General features: G+C 46.9%; 18 protein-coding genes. 15 read left to right on the plus strand and 3 right to left on the minus strand.

What is annotated here, in order from left to right:
- Nucleotides 1-461: 461 nt before the first annotated feature.
- The 4 genes from coxB (at nucleotide 462) to YC6258_RS03165 (ending at nucleotide 4,719) form a co-directional block, all read left to right on the plus strand.
- Nucleotides 462-1,610: a cytochrome c oxidase subunit II gene (gene coxB / locus YC6258_RS03150; RefSeq protein ID WP_044615760.1), complete on the plus strand. Its 1,149-nt coding sequence runs from the start codon at nucleotides 462-464 to the stop codon at nucleotides 1,608-1,610.
- Between the two features lie 3 nt (nucleotides 1,611-1,613).
- Nucleotides 1,614-3,209, plus strand: coding sequence for a cytochrome c oxidase subunit I (gene ctaD, locus YC6258_RS03155; RefSeq protein WP_044615761.1), 1,596 nt, complete (start codon nucleotides 1,614-1,616; stop codon nucleotides 3,207-3,209).
- Nucleotides 3,209-3,766, plus strand: a complete 558-nt coding sequence (locus tag YC6258_RS03160) for a cytochrome c oxidase assembly protein (RefSeq protein WP_044615762.1) — start codon at nucleotides 3,209-3,211, stop codon at nucleotides 3,764-3,766. The genes ctaD and YC6258_RS03160 overlap by 1 nt, the downstream gene beginning before the upstream one ends.
- 83 nt (nucleotides 3,767-3,849) lie before the next feature.
- Nucleotides 3,850-4,719 (plus strand): cytochrome c oxidase subunit 3, encoded by an 870-nt coding sequence (locus YC6258_RS03165; protein ID WP_044615763.1) that lies wholly within the window; start codon nucleotides 3,850-3,852, stop codon nucleotides 4,717-4,719.
- Between the two features lie 9 nt (nucleotides 4,720-4,728).
- Here YC6258_RS03165 and YC6258_RS03170 read toward each other — a convergent pair whose 3' ends face one another.
- Nucleotides 4,729-4,947 (minus strand): DUF2909 domain-containing protein, encoded by a 219-nt coding sequence (locus tag YC6258_RS03170; RefSeq protein ID WP_044615764.1) that lies wholly within the window; start codon nucleotides 4,945-4,947, stop codon nucleotides 4,729-4,731.
- A 73-nt stretch (nucleotides 4,948-5,020) separates the two neighbouring features.
- On the opposite strand from YC6258_RS03170, the gene YC6258_RS03175 reads away from it, so the two are divergent.
- From YC6258_RS03175 to YC6258_RS03195, 5 genes are read left to right on the plus strand one after another with little or no spacing between them, the layout of a single operon-like run.
- A complete protein-coding gene (locus tag YC6258_RS03175; protein ID WP_044615765.1) occupies nucleotides 5,021-5,689 on the plus strand; it encodes an SURF1 family protein in 669 nt (222 codons plus the stop codon).
- Nucleotides 5,673-6,263 (plus strand): hypothetical protein, encoded by a 591-nt coding sequence (locus YC6258_RS03180; protein WP_044615766.1) that lies wholly within the window; start codon nucleotides 5,673-5,675, stop codon nucleotides 6,261-6,263. The genes YC6258_RS03175 and YC6258_RS03180 overlap by 17 nt, the downstream gene beginning before the upstream one ends.
- A gap of 4 nt (nucleotides 6,264-6,267) precedes the next feature.
- Complete coding sequence (locus YC6258_RS03185; RefSeq protein ID WP_082070538.1) at nucleotides 6,268-7,344, plus strand: COX15/CtaA family protein; 1,077 nt, start codon at nucleotides 6,268-6,270, stop codon at nucleotides 7,342-7,344.
- A complete protein-coding gene (gene cyoE, locus YC6258_RS03190) occupies nucleotides 7,277-8,173 on the plus strand; it encodes a heme o synthase (protein WP_044615767.1) in 897 nt (298 codons plus the stop codon). The genes YC6258_RS03185 and cyoE overlap by 68 nt, the downstream gene beginning before the upstream one ends.
- A gap of 33 nt (nucleotides 8,174-8,206) precedes the next feature.
- Entirely contained in the window at nucleotides 8,207-8,839 is a 633-nt protein-coding gene (locus YC6258_RS03195) for an SCO family protein (protein WP_044615768.1), read from the plus strand.
- Here the strand turns inward: YC6258_RS03195 and yihA are convergent.
- A complete protein-coding gene (yihA, locus tag YC6258_RS03200) occupies nucleotides 8,808-9,446 on the minus strand; it encodes a ribosome biogenesis GTP-binding protein YihA/YsxC (protein ID WP_044615769.1) in 639 nt (212 codons plus the stop codon). The two genes, YC6258_RS03195 and yihA, sit on opposite strands and share 32 nt — an antisense overlap.
- Before the next feature lie 277 nt (nucleotides 9,447-9,723).
- Between yihA and YC6258_RS03205 the strand changes: the two genes are divergently transcribed.
- From YC6258_RS03205 to YC6258_RS03220, 4 genes are all read left to right on the plus strand, one after another.
- Complete coding sequence (locus YC6258_RS03205; protein ID WP_044615770.1) at nucleotides 9,724-10,368, plus strand: c-type cytochrome; 645 nt, start codon at nucleotides 9,724-9,726, stop codon at nucleotides 10,366-10,368.
- Nucleotides 10,369-10,506: 138 nt separating this feature from the next.
- Nucleotides 10,507-11,139 carry a thiol:disulfide interchange protein DsbA/DsbL gene (locus tag YC6258_RS03210; protein WP_044615771.1) on the plus strand — a complete coding sequence of 211 codons (633 nt, stop codon included), beginning with the start codon at nucleotides 10,507-10,509 and terminating at the stop codon, nucleotides 11,137-11,139.
- Between the two features lie 50 nt (nucleotides 11,140-11,189).
- The gene (locus YC6258_RS03215) at nucleotides 11,190-11,996 is read left to right on the plus strand and encodes an endonuclease/exonuclease/phosphatase family protein (RefSeq protein ID WP_044615772.1); all 807 of its coding nucleotides are present in this window, start codon (nucleotides 11,190-11,192) and stop codon (nucleotides 11,994-11,996) included.
- A 396-nt stretch (nucleotides 11,997-12,392) separates the two neighbouring features.
- Nucleotides 12,393-13,175: an oxygen-binding di-iron domain-containing protein gene (locus YC6258_RS03220; protein ID WP_044615773.1), complete on the plus strand. Its 783-nt coding sequence runs from the start codon at nucleotides 12,393-12,395 to the stop codon at nucleotides 13,173-13,175.
- A 30-nt stretch (nucleotides 13,176-13,205) separates the two neighbouring features.
- On the opposite strand, the gene YC6258_RS03225 is transcribed toward YC6258_RS03220, so the two are convergent.
- Nucleotides 13,206-13,613, minus strand: coding sequence for a hypothetical protein (locus YC6258_RS03225; protein WP_044615774.1), 408 nt, complete (start codon nucleotides 13,611-13,613; stop codon nucleotides 13,206-13,208).
- Between the two features lie 458 nt (nucleotides 13,614-14,071).
- Between YC6258_RS03225 and YC6258_RS03230 the strand changes: the two genes are divergently transcribed.
- Nucleotides 14,072-14,422 carry an ATP synthase subunit I gene (locus YC6258_RS03230; RefSeq protein ID WP_052830025.1) on the plus strand — a complete coding sequence of 117 codons (351 nt, stop codon included), beginning with the start codon at nucleotides 14,072-14,074 and terminating at the stop codon, nucleotides 14,420-14,422.
- Between the two features lie 19 nt (nucleotides 14,423-14,441).
- The gene (gene atpB / locus YC6258_RS03235; protein WP_044615775.1) at nucleotides 14,442-15,305 is read left to right on the plus strand and encodes a F0F1 ATP synthase subunit A; all 864 of its coding nucleotides are present in this window, start codon (nucleotides 14,442-14,444) and stop codon (nucleotides 15,303-15,305) included.
- Nucleotides 15,306-15,342: the final 37 nt, after the last annotated feature.

The following is a 15,342-nucleotide window of genomic DNA, read 5'->3' on the forward strand; positions in this document are numbered from 1 at the left end:
CATACTAACACTGACCCAGAAGTAAGGTCGGATGATCGATGATATGTGCAAAAAATCCAACCTGCGCCAGAACATCGCCCAAGGACCTGTTTGTCCAGATTTTCATACACTCAAACCGATAAACAACTGACAACAGGTCTTACTCATTAAAAGTAGCAGAATTGCCTCAGTTTGCTTGCTTCTAAGTCTTTGATTTTCAAAAAAATACAAATTGGAACGAATAAAAAAAACTAATCAACACTTTATTCACATTAAATTTGGTGTTTATACTGATTTATCTCAATGTTAATACAAAAAGATATTAAGGCATTGACGTTTTAATAACACATCCGAAAGGAGGAGTGGAAAGCTAAAAATACAGATCAGTCCGGTTTGTTTGCATTTTGACGCAGGCCGCTTACCTGCCCAAAAACGAATCCAATCCAGAAGTACAATAACAATTAAGAAAACTGAGGTGGAGAATGCAAAAACTGAAAGCCTGGCTATGGTTGTCAGCCGGTGTGCTTATATGGGTTCTATCGACACACGGTCATTCTGAATCCAGATGGAATATGACTGAAGGAGTGACCGAAATCAGCCGCTCAGTCTATCGTTTACACATGTTGATCTTTTGGGTTTGCGTTGGTATCGGCATCATCGTGTTCGGTATCATGATTTATTCCATGCTTATGCATCGCAAGTCCAGAGGTGTGCAGGCCGCCAATTTTCACGAAAGCACCCTGGTGGAAATTATCTGGACTGTCGTTCCGTTCGCTATCCTTATCGCTATGGCCATCCCGGCAGCCCGGACTTTGGCTCAGATTTATGAGCGGGGACCTGCCGAAGTCACGATCGAAATCGTCGGTTACCAATGGAAGTGGCAGTATCGTTATGTCAGTGATACCAATGATGCCAAGGTTGCTTATTTTTCCACACTTGCCACTCCTCCTGAACAAATTGCCAATAAAGTCGCCAAAGATGAAAACTATCTGCTTGAAGTCAGTGAACCGCTGGTAATTCCCACTAACCAGAGAGTTCGCTTACTAATTACTTCCAATGATGTGATTCATTCCTGGTGGGTGCCTGCACTGGGTGTCAAAAAAGATGCTATTCCCGGAATTGTTAATGAGAGCTGGACCAAGGTCGAGCAGGCTGGTTTATATCGTGGCCAGTGTGCAGAACTGTGTGGCAAGGATCATGGCTTTATGCCGATTGTTGTTGATGTTCGGGAGCCAGAAGAGTTTCAAACCTGGCTCGCCGCAAAACAGGATGATGCACGGAAAATGGCCGAATTAACCAATAAAACCTGGACATTGACTGAACTCGTCGATCGGGGTGAAAAAGTTTACGGGCAATTCTGTGTTGCCTGTCACCAGGCTAACGGTATGGGAGTTGAAGGTGCGTTCCCAGCGCTCAAGGGCAGTGCTGTGGCAACCGGTGATATCAATAAACACATCGCTATCATTTTGAATGGTGTTAACGGTACTGCGATGCAGGCATTTGGAAAACAATTGTCGGAAGTCGATCTTGCAGCGGTCGTTACCTATGAACGTAATGCCTGGGGTAACAATATGGGGGACATGGTTGCGCCCCTGGATATCGTTAAATTCAAGTCCGGACAACAGGAGTGAAACATGACTGCGATCAGCCATGAACATGATCATCATGAAGAGCACCACGGTCCGGCCAAAGGCCTGACCCGTTGGTTATTTACCACAAATCATAAAGACATCGGCACATTGTACCTTTGGTTCAGTTTCTCCATGTTTTTGCTCGGTGGAACCTTTGCATTGGTCATTCGCGCTGAGCTGTTTCAGCCGGGACTGCAATTGGTTCAACCGGAATTTTTTAATCAGATGACCACCATGCACGGACTGATTATGGTGTTTGGTGCGGTCATGCCCGCTTTCGTCGGCCTGGCCAACTGGATGATCCCTATGATGATCGGTGCGCCGGACATGGCGTTGCCCCGAATGAACAACCTGAGTTTTTGGATTCTGCCGTTTGCTTTTGCCATGCTGGCCAGTACTTTGTTTATGGAAGGTGGGGCTCCTAATTTTGGCTGGACTTTCTATGCGCCCTTATCCACGACTTATGCACCGCCGAGTGTCACGTATTTTATCTTTGCCATTCACATTATGGGTGCCTCATCGATTATGGGTGCGATCAATATCATCGCAACCATCTTTAACCTGCGTGCGCCAGGCATGACATTTATGAAAATGCCATTGTTTGTCTGGACCTGGCTGATTACCGCTTATCTACTCATTGCAGTGATGCCGGTACTGGCTGGTGTGGTAACTATGATGTTGATGGACATCCACTTCGGAACTTCGTTTTTCAATGCAGCCGGTGGTGGTTCGCCCGTTCTGTTTCAACATGTGTTCTGGTTCTTTGGACATCCGGAAGTCTATATCATGATCCTGCCCGCTTTTGGGGTCGTCTCCGCAATCATTCCGGCGTTTGCCCGTAAGCCATTGTTTGGTTATACCTCAATGGTGTATGCCACTGCGTCCATTGCATTCCTCTCCTTTATAGTTTGGGCCCATCACATGTTTACGGTTGGTATTCCGCTGGTGGGTGAGTTGTTTTTCATGTATGCAACGATGTTGATCGCGGTTCCTACGGGGGTGAAGGTCTTCAACTGGGTAGCCACCATGTTTCGGGGGTCGATGACGTTCGAGACGCCCATGTTGTTTGCCTGTGCGTTCGTGATTCTGTTTACCATTGGTGGCTTTTCCGGATTGATGCTGGCAATCGCACCGGCTGACTTTCAATATCATGATACCTATTTTGTCGTTGCCCATTTTCATTATGTGCTGGTTCCAGGCGCGGTGTTTTCGATTATGGCTGCCACCTACTATTGGTTGCCAAAATGGACCGGTCACATGTATGACGAAACACTTGGGAAAGTACATTTCTGGTTATCGTTCATTGGTGTCAACATAACGTTTTTTCCGCAGCATTTTGTTGGTCTGGCCGGCATGCCCCGGAGGATTCCCGACTACAACCTGCAGTTTGCGGATTTCAACATGATTTCGAGTATGGGAGCCTTTCTGTTCGGCATCAGTCAGCTGGTATTTTTGCTGGTGGTTTTCAAATGTGTTTTTTCAGGTGAAAAAGCACCCGCCAAACCTTGGGAAGGGGCGGAAGGTCTGGAGTGGACCGTACCATCGCCGGCCCCTTATCACACGTTCACTACGCCACCTAAAGTGGATGGAGGACACTGATGGAAACAACAACCAGTAAGCCAGAAAACCATACCCGAGTGGTGGTTATTTTGCTTGGTGTTGTGGTGGGGATGATTCTATTTCTCTTCGTGGGTCTGGTGCCCATGTATAACCTGTTATGCAATCTGACTGGTATTACTGGCAGAACGGGTGGCCCTTACACTCAGACTTCACAACAGGTTGATGCTCAAAGAGTCATCAAGGTGCAGTTTCTCAGCCATAACAATGAAGGCATGCTATGGGACTTTTTTCCGGAGACTGTATCTGTGACTGTACATCCTGGCGAACCTGTCACCGTTTTTTTTAAAGCACGGAACAATTCCGGCAAAAACATGGTTGGTCAGGCGGTGCCCAGTGTGAGTCCTTTTGAGGCTACTAACTATTTTCATAAAACAGAATGCTTCTGTTTTAACCAGCAACCATTGGAGGCAGGTGAGGAGAAAGAAATGGGTGTCAGATTCCTGGTGGATCTCGATACACCGGACTTTATCGACACGATTACTCTGTCTTATACCATGTTTGATGTCACTCAAATGGCAGCCAACGAAGGTACGTAAGTTAAGTCGTTTATTTTTATAAGGCAGAGCACGCTGTCGCCTGAAGGTTTGAAAATATAACAAGAATCATAATGGAGACCTCAATGGCTAATACGTCAACCTATGAAAAGTACTTTGTTCCAGCCCAGAGTCGCATGCCTGTCCTGATGGCATTTTCGATGTTCTTATCGGTTTATGGTGCTGGACGATGGCTCAACGGTGGTACGGCAACCATTTTTATGCTGGGTGCACTCTGTCTGGCATTTACTATGTTCAATTGGTTTTCCAAAGTCATTGGGGAAAATCTTGCTGGTTTGAACAGTGATCAGCTCAAGCGCTCATATGTATGGGGCATGGGTTGGTTTATTTTTTCTGAGGTTATGTTCTTTGCGGCGTTTTTCGGCGCATTGTTCTATATCCGGGCTTTGAATGGCCCTTGGCTTGGCGGTGAGTTTGGTGACAGTCTCAGTTATTTTGGTAACGACTTCACTTTTAACTGGCCCATGCTGGAAAACCCTGACAACAGCGCGTTTACTCCGCCCGAAGGTGTGATTCACGCGATGGGTTTACCGCTTTGGAACACCATAATCCTGATCAGTTCCAGTGTCACGGTGACTATCGCTCACCATGCTCTGATCGCTCAAAAACGACAGCAGCTGAATATTTGGCTGGGACTGACTGTTTTGCTTGGAGCGTTGTTCCTGTATTTTCAGGCAACAGAATATCATGAAGCTTACACTGAACTTGGCTTGACCTTGCATTCAGGTATTTACGGTACGACCTTTTTCATGCTCACTGGTTTTCACGGTGCCCATGTCACGATTGGTACGTTCATGTTGCTGATGATGTTTTTCCGTAGCCTTAAAGGGCACTTCAAACCTAACGATCATTTCGGTTTTCAGGCGGCAGCGTGGTACTGGCACTTTGTTGATGTGGTATGGATCTGTCTGTTTGTGTTTGTGTATTGGGTTTGATGCCTGGTGTCAGTAGTGGCCGGACCAAGGTGCGGCCATATTGAGTTGTCCTGAGAAATAACCGTACATCAATAAACAGACAATGAGCACCGCCAGACATATCCGCACCGTTAATAAATAGACCATGGCTTTAGAATCATTAGGAAACCGGAACAGCGTGTAGAGTGTACCGCTCAGTGATAACAGCATCAATACAATTAAGAAAATGATCAGTATTTTCAACCACATAAGTCAGCAACAAATTAGTGTGTGAATGATAACGACAACGAGTTCAGAAAAATCTTTTCAACCAGGCAGGGCAATGACGGTTTTTGTCATTATTTTTTTGCCGCTGACGGTTGGTCTGGGTTTCTGGCAGCTTAGCAGAGCTTCCTGGAAATCACAGCTTTTACAACATTATCAGGTGCTGTTGACCAGCGCACCGGTATTGTTGAGCAAGGATTGCTGTGAGTTGTTTTCTCAGGTTGTGGTCAGAGGTGAGCCCTTGCCTCAATGGCACTATCTTGTTGATAACCGTACCTCTGGTGGTCAGGCTGGTTATGAGGTTGTTGTACCTGTACGCCTGTCGGAAGGCCACTTTGATTATGCCTGGGTCAGTCTGGGATGGATTGCCGGAAACCCTGATCGTCGTTTGCTTCCTGAGATTGGCCATCTGCCAAGGACCATTGAATGGCAAGGTACCGTGCGCCAGGTGAGCTGGCAGGAATCTGATCCTATGACGAAGGTGTCGACCGGCTACCGGTTGTTGCTGCCCGGTATTGATCGTTATCGTATTTTCCCGGAGTTGATCCAATTGAATGACGCCCAGCCTTACGCACTGACTCATATCTGGCAACCCAGCGCCATTCCACCTGCCCGACACTTTGGTTATGCGGTGCAATGGTTTGCCCTGGCGCTGATGTTAGTGTCGTTATATTTGAAACTTGGTTTTAAGCATCCAGTCGAGGAATCCCGTGAATCCCAGTATTGAAACACCTGCTCAAATACCCAATACCCGTTCTCGCCTGACGGCTTCGTTGATTCTGATGTTACCGGTACTGGTGCTGGTTGCAGCGACCGTCATGTATCAGACAGGGTTGATGAATCCTGGTGAAAAAAACAATCAGGGAAACCTGCTATCACCGGTTCTGCAACTTCAGGATCTGTTGCCACAGGACTATCAGCGCTTTCGTGGGCACTGGCAATTAATCCTGTTTGATGATGGTGCTGCAGATGGCAGAACCCATGAATGGCTTTATTGGACCCGACAGATTCATGTGGCGCTGGGGAAGTACATGCCCCGGGTGCAGCGATTATTTATCACCACTCAGGATAAGCTTCCTGCCAGGGTCAATGAGATCGAAGGTTATCAAACTCTAAGGGTTGATCATGAGCAGCTCGAGGCTTTTATGCACGGCCAGTTGCAAGGTGACCCGATAAAAGGCGCTTATCTGATGATTGCCGATCCATTGGGCAATGTCATGCTCTATTACACTGCGGAGCATAACGGCAAGCAGGTGACCAGTGATCTCAAAAAACTTCTGAAACTGTCTACCATAGGTTAGTGCCATGATTCGTCTAGCTAATGCACGGCCCGGTTTCAGACTTGCCTTGTTTGCCAGTGTGTTTGCTCTGGCTGTTGTGGCATTGGGAGCGTTTACCCGATTGTCCGATGCAGGTTTGGGGTGTCCGGATTGGCCGGGTTGTTATGGTCATTTTTGGGCACCTACGTCAGATACCGCCATTGCGAAGGCCAACCAGAGTTATCCGGAAATGCCGGTGGATCTCAGTAAAACCTGGCCGGAAATGGTACATCGCTATCTGGCTTCCGGCCTCGGGGTGTTGATTATTGCTCTGGTGGTTGTTTGTGTTCGTTCTCGTCAGCTGGCCGATCAACCAGTCAAATTACCCCTGTTTCTGCTGTTGTTTGTCGTGCTGCAGGGGCTTTTTGGCATGTGGACCGTAACATTAAAACTATGGCCCCAAGTGGTGACCGCCCATCTGCTTGGCGGTTTTACCACTTTCTGTCTGTTGTGGCTGCTGACGTTAAGGTTATCCGGCTGGCAGTTCGACCCCAGCACTCGCAGCCAGGCAAACTTGCCCAGAAAGATTGCGATGATCGCGTTGGGGCTGGCCATTTTTCAAGTAATGCTCGGAGGCTGGACAACCTCTAATTATGCCGCGTTGGCCTGCTCAGACTTCCCTTTGTGTTATGGCGACAGCTGGTGGCCGCAGGCCGATTTCAGCCATGGGTTCAACGTATTTCAGCATATTGGTCCGAATTATCTCGGTGGCGCGTTGCATGCAGAGGGTCGTATCGCTATCCACTGGAGTCATCGTCTGGGGGCTGTGCTGGTGGGTCTAGCCTGTTACTGGCTGGCCTGGCGGTTATGGCAACAGCGCCTGAGCGGACTGGCAGGATTACTTGTTGTGGTGGTATCAAGCCAGATTTTATTGGGTATCAGTAATGTCGTCTTTGTATTGCCACTACCTGTTGCTGTTGCTCACAACGTTGTTGGTGCGGTGTTGGTGGCCACATTGGTAACGGTAAATTATCGTTTATTTCAGGAGATAAAACATGGCTGTAGCAATAATTCAGAGTCGCCACGCCATATGGCGGGATTACTTGGAGCTGACCAAACCTAAGGTCGTGGCTCTGATGATTCTTACTTCTGTGGTCGGCATGTTGCTGGCGGCAGATGGCTGGTTGAGTCTGCATGTGTTGATCATCGGCAATGCCGGCATTGCGCTGGTTGCCGCGGGAGGGGCCGCCATTAATCACCTGGTTGATTCCCGTATTGATCAGATCATGGCACGTACTCGCAAACGCCCGGTCGCAGAAGGTCGGATATCGGTAATGCAGGCGGCTTTGTTTGCCACGGTGCTGACAATCTCTGGCATGTTGCTGCTTATATTGTTCATTAATCCGCTGACGGCCTGGTTGACCTTTGCGTCACTGATTGGCTATGCGTTTATATACACGGGTTTTCTGAAGCGGGCGACACCGCAAAATATTGTCATTGGTGGACTGGCGGGAGCGGCCCCACCATTGTTGGGGTGGACTGCTGTCACTGATTCGGTAGATGCATTTCCTCTGGTATTGGTACTGATCATTTTCGCCTGGACCCCACCTCATTTCTGGGCATTGGCCGTGCATCGTGAAAAAGAGTATGCCAAAGCCGAAATCCCCATGTTGCCGGTGACTCATGGTGGAGCCTACACCCGCCTGCATATCCTGTTGTATACCCTGATTCTGACGGGAGTTACTTTGCTGCCATTTGCTACCCGTTTGACGGGGTTGGTTTATCTGGCAGGAGTGGTACTCCTCAATGTCCGCTTTTTGCAATGGAGCTGGTGGTTGTTTCGGCAAAGTCGCGACCATGCTGCTTTTAAGACCTTCAAATATTCAATCACTTATTTGATGCTGTTGTTTCTGGTGCTTTTGATGGATCATTACCTCCCTGTTATGTTGTAACCCATATAAAAACTGTTTTTCAGGGGAGGTCATTTGAATAAAGGTATTCGCAACACCGTCGCCTCTTTGGCTGTTATTGTCGTTGGTATATTTGCTTTGCAGTTCTGGTTATATTCGCGCGATCAGGTATTGAATGACGACCAACTGAAATCGATGAATGCGGTCATGTTTGCCAGCCCCAGAAACATCCAGCCCTTTCAGCTGCAGGATCAGGATGGTCAGACGTTTGTCGCAAATGATTTCAGAGGCCACTGGTCAATTATCAATTTTGGTTACACCAATTGCCCGGATATCTGTCCGACCAATATGATGTTGTTGGGGCAGGTGGCCAGGCAGTTAGAGGAACAGCAGAAACCGATGCCGCAGGTCTATATGGTGACGGTTGATCCTGCACGTGACACACCTGAGCTATTGAAAGGCTATGTCAGTTACTTTAATCCAGAGTTTAAGGCCTTGAGTGGTGATGAATCTGTTATCGCCAGTCTGGCCCGGCAATTGAATAACTTATTCAGCCGGGCACCGGGTGGCGATGATGATGTGTATTTCGTTGATCACAGCGACAATATGGCCATTCTCAATCCCGAAGGTCAGTTTGTCGGAATATTCAGACCCCCTCATAAGCTTAGTGATTTGACTACGGTTCTTGCAGATCTGATGGCTCGTTAGGTACGAGCCATTGGCTCAGCAACTCGGACAGTTCATCAATACCCTGCTTTTTGAGTGAAGAAAACAGTTGGACCGTAACCAGCTCGCGGTGACGCGTCAGTTCTTTCTGTACTTTGAGCAGTTGGGTCTTTGCGGCCCCAAACTTCAGCTTGTCTGCCTTGGTTAACAGGATGTGGCAAGGTAACCCGGACTCGTAGGCCCATTCCACCATCTCCTGATCAAACTCTGTCAGTGGGTGGCGGATGTCCATTAACAGGATCAGCCCTTGTAAAGATTTCCGTTCCTGTAGATATTGTTCAAGATGATAATCCCAGTCCTTCTTGGTTTCTTTCGATACTTTGGCAAAACCATATCCTGGCAGATCAACAATACGAAAGGCCGGATCATTCAGGACAAAGAAGTTGATTAATTGCGTCCGTCCGGGAGTCTTACTGGTCCTGGCCAGCTTATTTTGCCGGGTCAGAGTGTTCAGCGCACTGGATTTTCCGGCATTGGAACGCCCTGCGAAGGCAACCTCTGCGCCGGTGTCCTCTGGACATTGGTCGAGTCGGGCGGCGCTTTTTAAGAAGCGGGCGGAATGAAAATTAATTGCTTTAAAATTAGACATATTTTTTATGCTGTCTTCTCTTTGCGGGAGCTTATTTACTATAATGCGGCGCCAGTTTGCAAAGGGCCTGTGAGCCCTGGTAGGAATTGAGAAGTGTTGCAATGCTGTGGGTGTAGACATAAACAGGCTGAAACACGATATTCAGATCATCTTGGATCCGTGTTTTTGCCCGAATTGCATATCACTGAAGCATTGTAGACCGTTTTCAAAAAACCTACTGGCCACCCCGGAAACTACCTTGGCCATGCTGATAAAATTCACAAAATCAGGAAATCCAATGAAAAAACAGCTCATCTCTTTCCTATTTCTGTCCCTGGTGCTGTCTGGAGCCGCCAGTGCCGCAGGAGACATTGAGGCCGGCAAGGCACTTTCCCAGTCTGCAACCTGTATCGCCTGTCACGGCCCGGATGGTATTGCAGCGATTCCCAATTATCCATCATTGGCGGGTCAGGGCGAAGCTTATTTATTGAAACAGCTGCGCGATGTTAAGTCAGGTGCTCGCGTGATTAACGAAATGGCAGCCATTGTTGCGCCGTTGAGTGATCAGGATCTGCAGGATCTGTCAGCATTCTTCTCCTCTTTGAATGGCCCCTCAGGTCAAGCTGATCCGAAACAGGTAAAACTGGGCCAGTCTCTGTTCATGGGTGGCAATATCGACACGGGTGTAACTGCCTGTGCTGCCTGTCATACTCCAACAGGTATGGGTAACCCGGTTGCCGCGTTCCCAAGGCTTGCTGGTCAGAACCCAGCCTATATTGTGGCTCAGTTGAAAAAATTCCGTGAAGGTTACCGCCACACTGGAGCCCTGGTTGCTGAAGTCAGAACCAATGATGGTGAAAGTAAAATGATGCGCGATGTCGCATTCCGGTTAAAAGACTTTGAAATTGATGCCCTCGCCAGTTATATATCCGGTTTATACTGATGAAGGCTAAGGCGCAAAGATAATGAAAAAGCGGCAGATGCCGCTTTTTTTGTTCTGAAAACCAGACAATAGTTACGCCAGTATTCATCTACTACCATGCAAAATGAGCATGGTTCACATCAACCTTTGGAGAAAAAGATGCGCTTTTTGAAACTGTTTGTCATGGCAGCAGCAATCCTGTTAACTGGCCATGCTCTGGCGGCCGATAAATATATTGAGGGGAAACACTATAAGCTTCTGCCGACTCCTCTACCTGTTGCTTTGGAACCTGGAAAAAAAGTTGTTGTCTGGGAGTTTTTTTCCTACACCTGCCCACACTGCTACAACCTTGAACCAGCTTTACAGCAGTGGATTCCTACACTGGCTGATGACGTACAGTACGAACCTGTAGCCACACCTTTTTCTCATTGGATTCCAATGGTCAAGTCTTATTACGCTGCTGAGCTTCTGGGTGTCGCTGATACAACCCACGAAGATGTCTTTAATGCGATCTTTGTAAACAAAGCACCAGCCAGAACAGTAGAGGATTATGCGAACATCTATGCAAAACTCGGTGTAGATAAAGACAAATTTCTTAAAACCGCAGAGTCTTTTGGCGTGAATACCAAGCTGAAACAGGCTGAAATGCTGACTAAGGGAGCAGGCATCATGGGAACTCCCAGTATGGTTGTAGCGGGTAAGTACCTGGTTACAGGTGAAACAGCCGGTTCCAATGTAGGTATGATTGATGTGGTTAATTTTTTAATCGAAAAAGAACGTTCTGAAAGTTAACGGTTATACTTCTCCTGGCAGGTTGATTTAATACTGCCAGGAGATTTTCCATGCGTCGTAACCATCAATTACATTTTCCAGAAAATCCGGCACTCTACTATGAGGCCAGACCGGCCAACCATCTGCGAATGTTGAGTTATAATGTTCAGGTTGGTATCCGCACTGAGCACTATCATCACTACATTACCCGCGCATGGCAGCACATCCTGCCTTCCTCTGCCCGATTGAAGAACCTCGATTCCATTTCCGCGCTACTGAAAAATTTTGATTTGGTTGCGCTTCAGGAGGTCGATGGCGGCAGTTTCCGTTCCGGTTTTATCAACCAGATCGAATACCTGGCAGAAAAAGCTCATCATCCTTACTGGTATCAGCAACGTAACCGGAACTTTGGTCCACTGGCGCAGCACAGTAATGGCGTTTTGTGTAAGCATAAACCGATTAAAGTGGTGCAACATGAGTTGCCTGGGAAAATACCTGGGCGTGGTGCGATAGAGTTGGTCATGGGGCAAGTGGAGTCACCGCTGACAATCATTATGGTGCATCTTGCTTTGGGTAAAAGGGACCAGAATCAGCAGTTGTGCTATATCCGCGATCTGGTCTGTGAGCGTGCAAACTTTATCCTTATGGGAGATCTTAATGTCCGTGCGGAAAAATTGGTGGCTCATTCGGCGTTATCCGGATTATCTCTCTATGTTCCCCTTCACACCAGAACTTATCCCAGTTGGAAACCTACCAAAGCACTGGATCACATCGTACTGTCGAACCATATAAAGGTGCATCATCTTAACGCGCTGGACCATCCAGTATCTGATCATCTTCCGGTGGCGATTGATTTCGAATGGCCGCATGCAGGTTAAGAATGTTTTGCGGTCATTGTTCTTTCCTTGCAAAAACAGTGATCAGTGAGCGAACCAAGCGTAATAAAAGTGAGAGATTTATTGGTTCCAGACAAGTCGGGGGTGCCAGTTTTGTATCAAGGTGACGGTGGGATGTCGTCTGCTTGGTGTGGCACACGCCAGAGTAGTTACTGGCTGTAGTTTGGTCTTTTTTAACCTGGCTTTTGAATGCCTTACCCGGTCTGCCGCAGTCATATCATTATCACAGAGTGTATACGCAGATATCTGCAAGAGGGTTATAGCGATGCTGATTAAGGTGTGAAATATGTGTCTTTTGGAGCCGGGTATATGGTGTTTGCATTCACTTTCATTGCCCTCTAAGCTGGCGGAATCTTTATGTAATTCTGAGCAAAGCTTATGGCGACTATCCTCTACAACAATAATCAACATAAAGTCATACTGTTCAGCGACCTGGTTAAAGGGTCCGGAGTTCAGGCCAATCAGTTTCTAATCGTTGATCATGATCGTTGTGCTGTGCTCGACCCTGGTGGAGAGCTTACATATACCCCGTTGACGATTGAGTTATCAAAACTCGTTTCTTTGGATCATGTTGACTATGTGTTTGCCAGTCATCAGGATCCGGACATTATTTCTTCTCTTCCACGGTGGTTGATTCATACACAGGCAAAAGTGGTAGTAAGCAAACTATGGCAGAGGTTCCTGCCTCATTTGGCTTCCAATTACGTGACCAGTCGCAATAATGCGGATATTGACGCGCGTATCGTTGCCGTTGATGATCGCGGTGGCCGAGTAAAAATCGGACATCAACCATTTATGGTTCTGCCAGCTCACTTTCTCCATTCGGTCGGTAATTTCAGCTTTTATGACCCAGTTTCGAAAATTCTCTTCAGTGGTGATATTGGTGCTTCTGTGGGAGGTGGTGATGCAAGCAGCGCTGTGACCCATGACTTTGATGGCCACACTCAATATATGCGGACATTTCATCAACGCTATATGACATCCAATAAAGCCTGTCGTCTCTGGGTTAATATGGTTCGCGACCTCGAAATCAGCATGATCGTTCCTCAGCATGGGGCAAGATTTGAAGGTCCAGCCATCAATAGTATGCTGAATTGGCTCGAAAACCTGAAATGTGGTGTCGATCTGCTGGAACAATCCCACTACCAGATACCTCGATAAACTCCCTCTTTGTGGTGTAGTGATATGAGGTTATTGTGGTAATGGGTAGTTAATGTTCTGCTTTGCTAATTGGCTGATACAACGGTGACGAAGGTACCGGCGAATCGATGTTCCTTTTGGTTTAGTCAGATAATACAGCAAAAAAGGTTCTATATTCAGAGTGCGGGATAGTCGATCAATCTCCAAAAGAGGATTACTGCTGGGATCGCTGAGTTCCGCCAATACCTGCCGTTTTATTTCTTCATAATGTCGCTTGAAGCTCTCCAGGGAGACGAGAGGAGGCTGGTTTCGTAAATCAGCAAAGCCGGTCAAACATGCGGCCTTGTGTACCGCAGGGTGTGACCAGCTATAACACTCCGGGTCTCCATAACAGCGTAACGCTTCGTGAAATGCATCAATCACGTCAGGTAAACCAGAGTTGGTTCGAAATGTACTCATTTCAGATCCCCTGTTTATATATACTGTATAAAAATACAGTATATATAAACATACAAATATGCCAACTTTTATTGTGAAAATATTCCCGGTCCGGTTGTTTTGGCTGGTTAAATGTCGAGTGGTACGGGATGAGTGATGGTAAAAAAAGTAACAAAAGGCTGATATATGCGCACATTTACAATGCTTGCTATCGTCTTCAAAATGCTGTCCTAGAGCCTGTGTTTACGTAACACGAACAATTATTATCAGTTAGACCTTTGGCTTTATTGATCATCTTCGAGCAACCCCCTATACTTTCGCGGCTTTTGAGTCAGTAGCAACCTGTTTTTGGGGGACTGAGATTATCAGTTAAAACAGGTGGGTAACTTAAAGTAGGGGATGGAGTGAGTCATTTTAAGCCCTGGGATGACAGGTCAGAACAATTAACATCATCCATTCCAAGACCACCGCTGCTAAGGGTGTCACTGTTTCAGTGTTGCTTTTTGATTTTATGTTTTGCAGCAGTCGGGGTTTTTAATAAAAGTATTGCCTTGGCATTTGTGCTGGGAGCGGCGGCACATATTATTCCCCAAACGTATTTTGCATTGCGGGCATTTCGCTACATAGGCGCGAGAAATATCCGCAAGGCTGTAAAAATCACCAATCAAAGTGTTCTCGGCAAGCTGGTTCTTACCGCCTGTCTGTTTGCACTTATATTCAGGTTTTCAACTGACATTAATCTATGGGCTCTGTTTTTGGGGTATATGGTTTTTCAGTTGAGTTCACTGATGTGGTATCCGATTTTAATTAATCGACCGCAAATGCGGTAAACTGAGGAATGAGAAACAAATGGCGAGTGGCACTCAAACTTCGACTGAATATATTCAGCACCACTTAACCAATCTCGTATTTGGTATGCACCATGACGGGCATTGGGGCTTTGCTCACAATGCTCAAGAAGCAACCGAAATGGGATTTTGGGCAATTCACGTAGACACTATGATGTGGTCCATCGGTTTGGCAGCGGTGTTTTTGTGGCTGTTCAAAAGAGCAGCGGGCAAGATCACAATGGAGGCTCCATCCGGATTTCAGAATTTCGTGGAAATGTGTGTGGACTTTATTAATAACCAGGTCAAAGACGGTTTCCATGGTCGTAACCCACTGATTGCCCCGTTGGCATTAACTATCTTTGCCTGGGTTTTTCTGATGAACCTGATGGATCTGTTACCAGTAGACCTGATTCCTTTTATTGTACAAAAGATTTTTGGGGCTCACGCCTATCAGAAAATTGTTCCTTCCACTGATCCCAATGCAACTCTTGGAATGGCTCTTGGTGTTTTCATCCTGATGATTTTTTACGGCATCAAGGTCAAGGGAATTGGTTTTGTAAAAGAATTGACTCTACAACCATTTTCTTCGAAAAACCCTGTCATACAGGCTATTTTTGTGCCCATCAACTTGTTCCTTGAACTGGTTTCACTGATCGCCAAGCCTTTTTCGTTGGGACTGCGGTTGTTCGGGAATATGTATGCAGGTGAAATGATTTTTATCTTGATTGCAATCATGTACAGCGCGGGTCTTGTGCTGGGAGTGATTGCCGGTGCTCTGCAGCTAGGCTGGGCAATATTCCATATTCTGGTGATTACGCTGCAGGCGTTCATCTTTATGGTGTTGACCATCGTCTATCTGAGTATGGCTCATGAAGATCACTAGACATGCCTGATTGTCTGTTCAAGCAGATGATCAGTGT

The organism is Gynuella sunshinyii YC6258, assembly GCF_000940805.1.
Lineage (GTDB): Bacteria > Pseudomonadota > Gammaproteobacteria > Pseudomonadales > Natronospirillaceae > Gynuella > Gynuella sunshinyii.

Coding starts and splice junctions, on each gene's coding strand:
- YC6258_RS03220 (WP_044615773.1), top strand. CDS start 12,393: ATGGCGACTATCCTCTACAACAATAATCAACATAAAGTCATACTGTTC.
- yihA (WP_044615769.1), bottom strand. CDS start 9,446: ATGTCTAATTTTAAAGCAATTAATTTTCATTCCGCCCGCTTCTTAAAA.
- YC6258_RS03175 (WP_044615765.1), top strand. CDS start 5,021: ATGACGGTTTTTGTCATTATTTTTTTGCCGCTGACGGTTGGTCTGGGT.
- cyoE (WP_044615767.1), top strand. CDS start 7,277: ATGGCTGTAGCAATAATTCAGAGTCGCCACGCCATATGGCGGGATTAC.
- YC6258_RS03215 (WP_044615772.1), top strand. CDS start 11,190: ATGCGTCGTAACCATCAATTACATTTTCCAGAAAATCCGGCACTCTAC.
- ctaD (WP_044615761.1), top strand. CDS start 1,614: ATGACTGCGATCAGCCATGAACATGATCATCATGAAGAGCACCACGGT.
- YC6258_RS03225 (WP_044615774.1), bottom strand. CDS start 13,613: ATGAGTACATTTCGAACCAACTCTGGTTTACCTGACGTGATTGATGCA.
- YC6258_RS03185 (WP_082070538.1), top strand. CDS start 6,268: ATGATTCGTCTAGCTAATGCACGGCCCGGTTTCAGACTTGCCTTGTTT.
- YC6258_RS03165 (WP_044615763.1), top strand. CDS start 3,850: ATGGCTAATACGTCAACCTATGAAAAGTACTTTGTTCCAGCCCAGAGT.
- YC6258_RS03160 (WP_044615762.1), top strand. CDS start 3,209: ATGGAAACAACAACCAGTAAGCCAGAAAACCATACCCGAGTGGTGGTT.
- coxB (WP_044615760.1), top strand. CDS start 462: ATGCAAAAACTGAAAGCCTGGCTATGGTTGTCAGCCGGTGTGCTTATA.
- YC6258_RS03205 (WP_044615770.1), top strand. CDS start 9,724: ATGAAAAAACAGCTCATCTCTTTCCTATTTCTGTCCCTGGTGCTGTCT.
- YC6258_RS03210 (WP_044615771.1), top strand. CDS start 10,507: ATGCGCTTTTTGAAACTGTTTGTCATGGCAGCAGCAATCCTGTTAACT.
- atpB (WP_044615775.1), top strand. CDS start 14,442: ATGGCGAGTGGCACTCAAACTTCGACTGAATATATTCAGCACCACTTA.
- YC6258_RS03170 (WP_044615764.1), bottom strand. CDS start 4,947: ATGTGGTTGAAAATACTGATCATTTTCTTAATTGTATTGATGCTGTTA.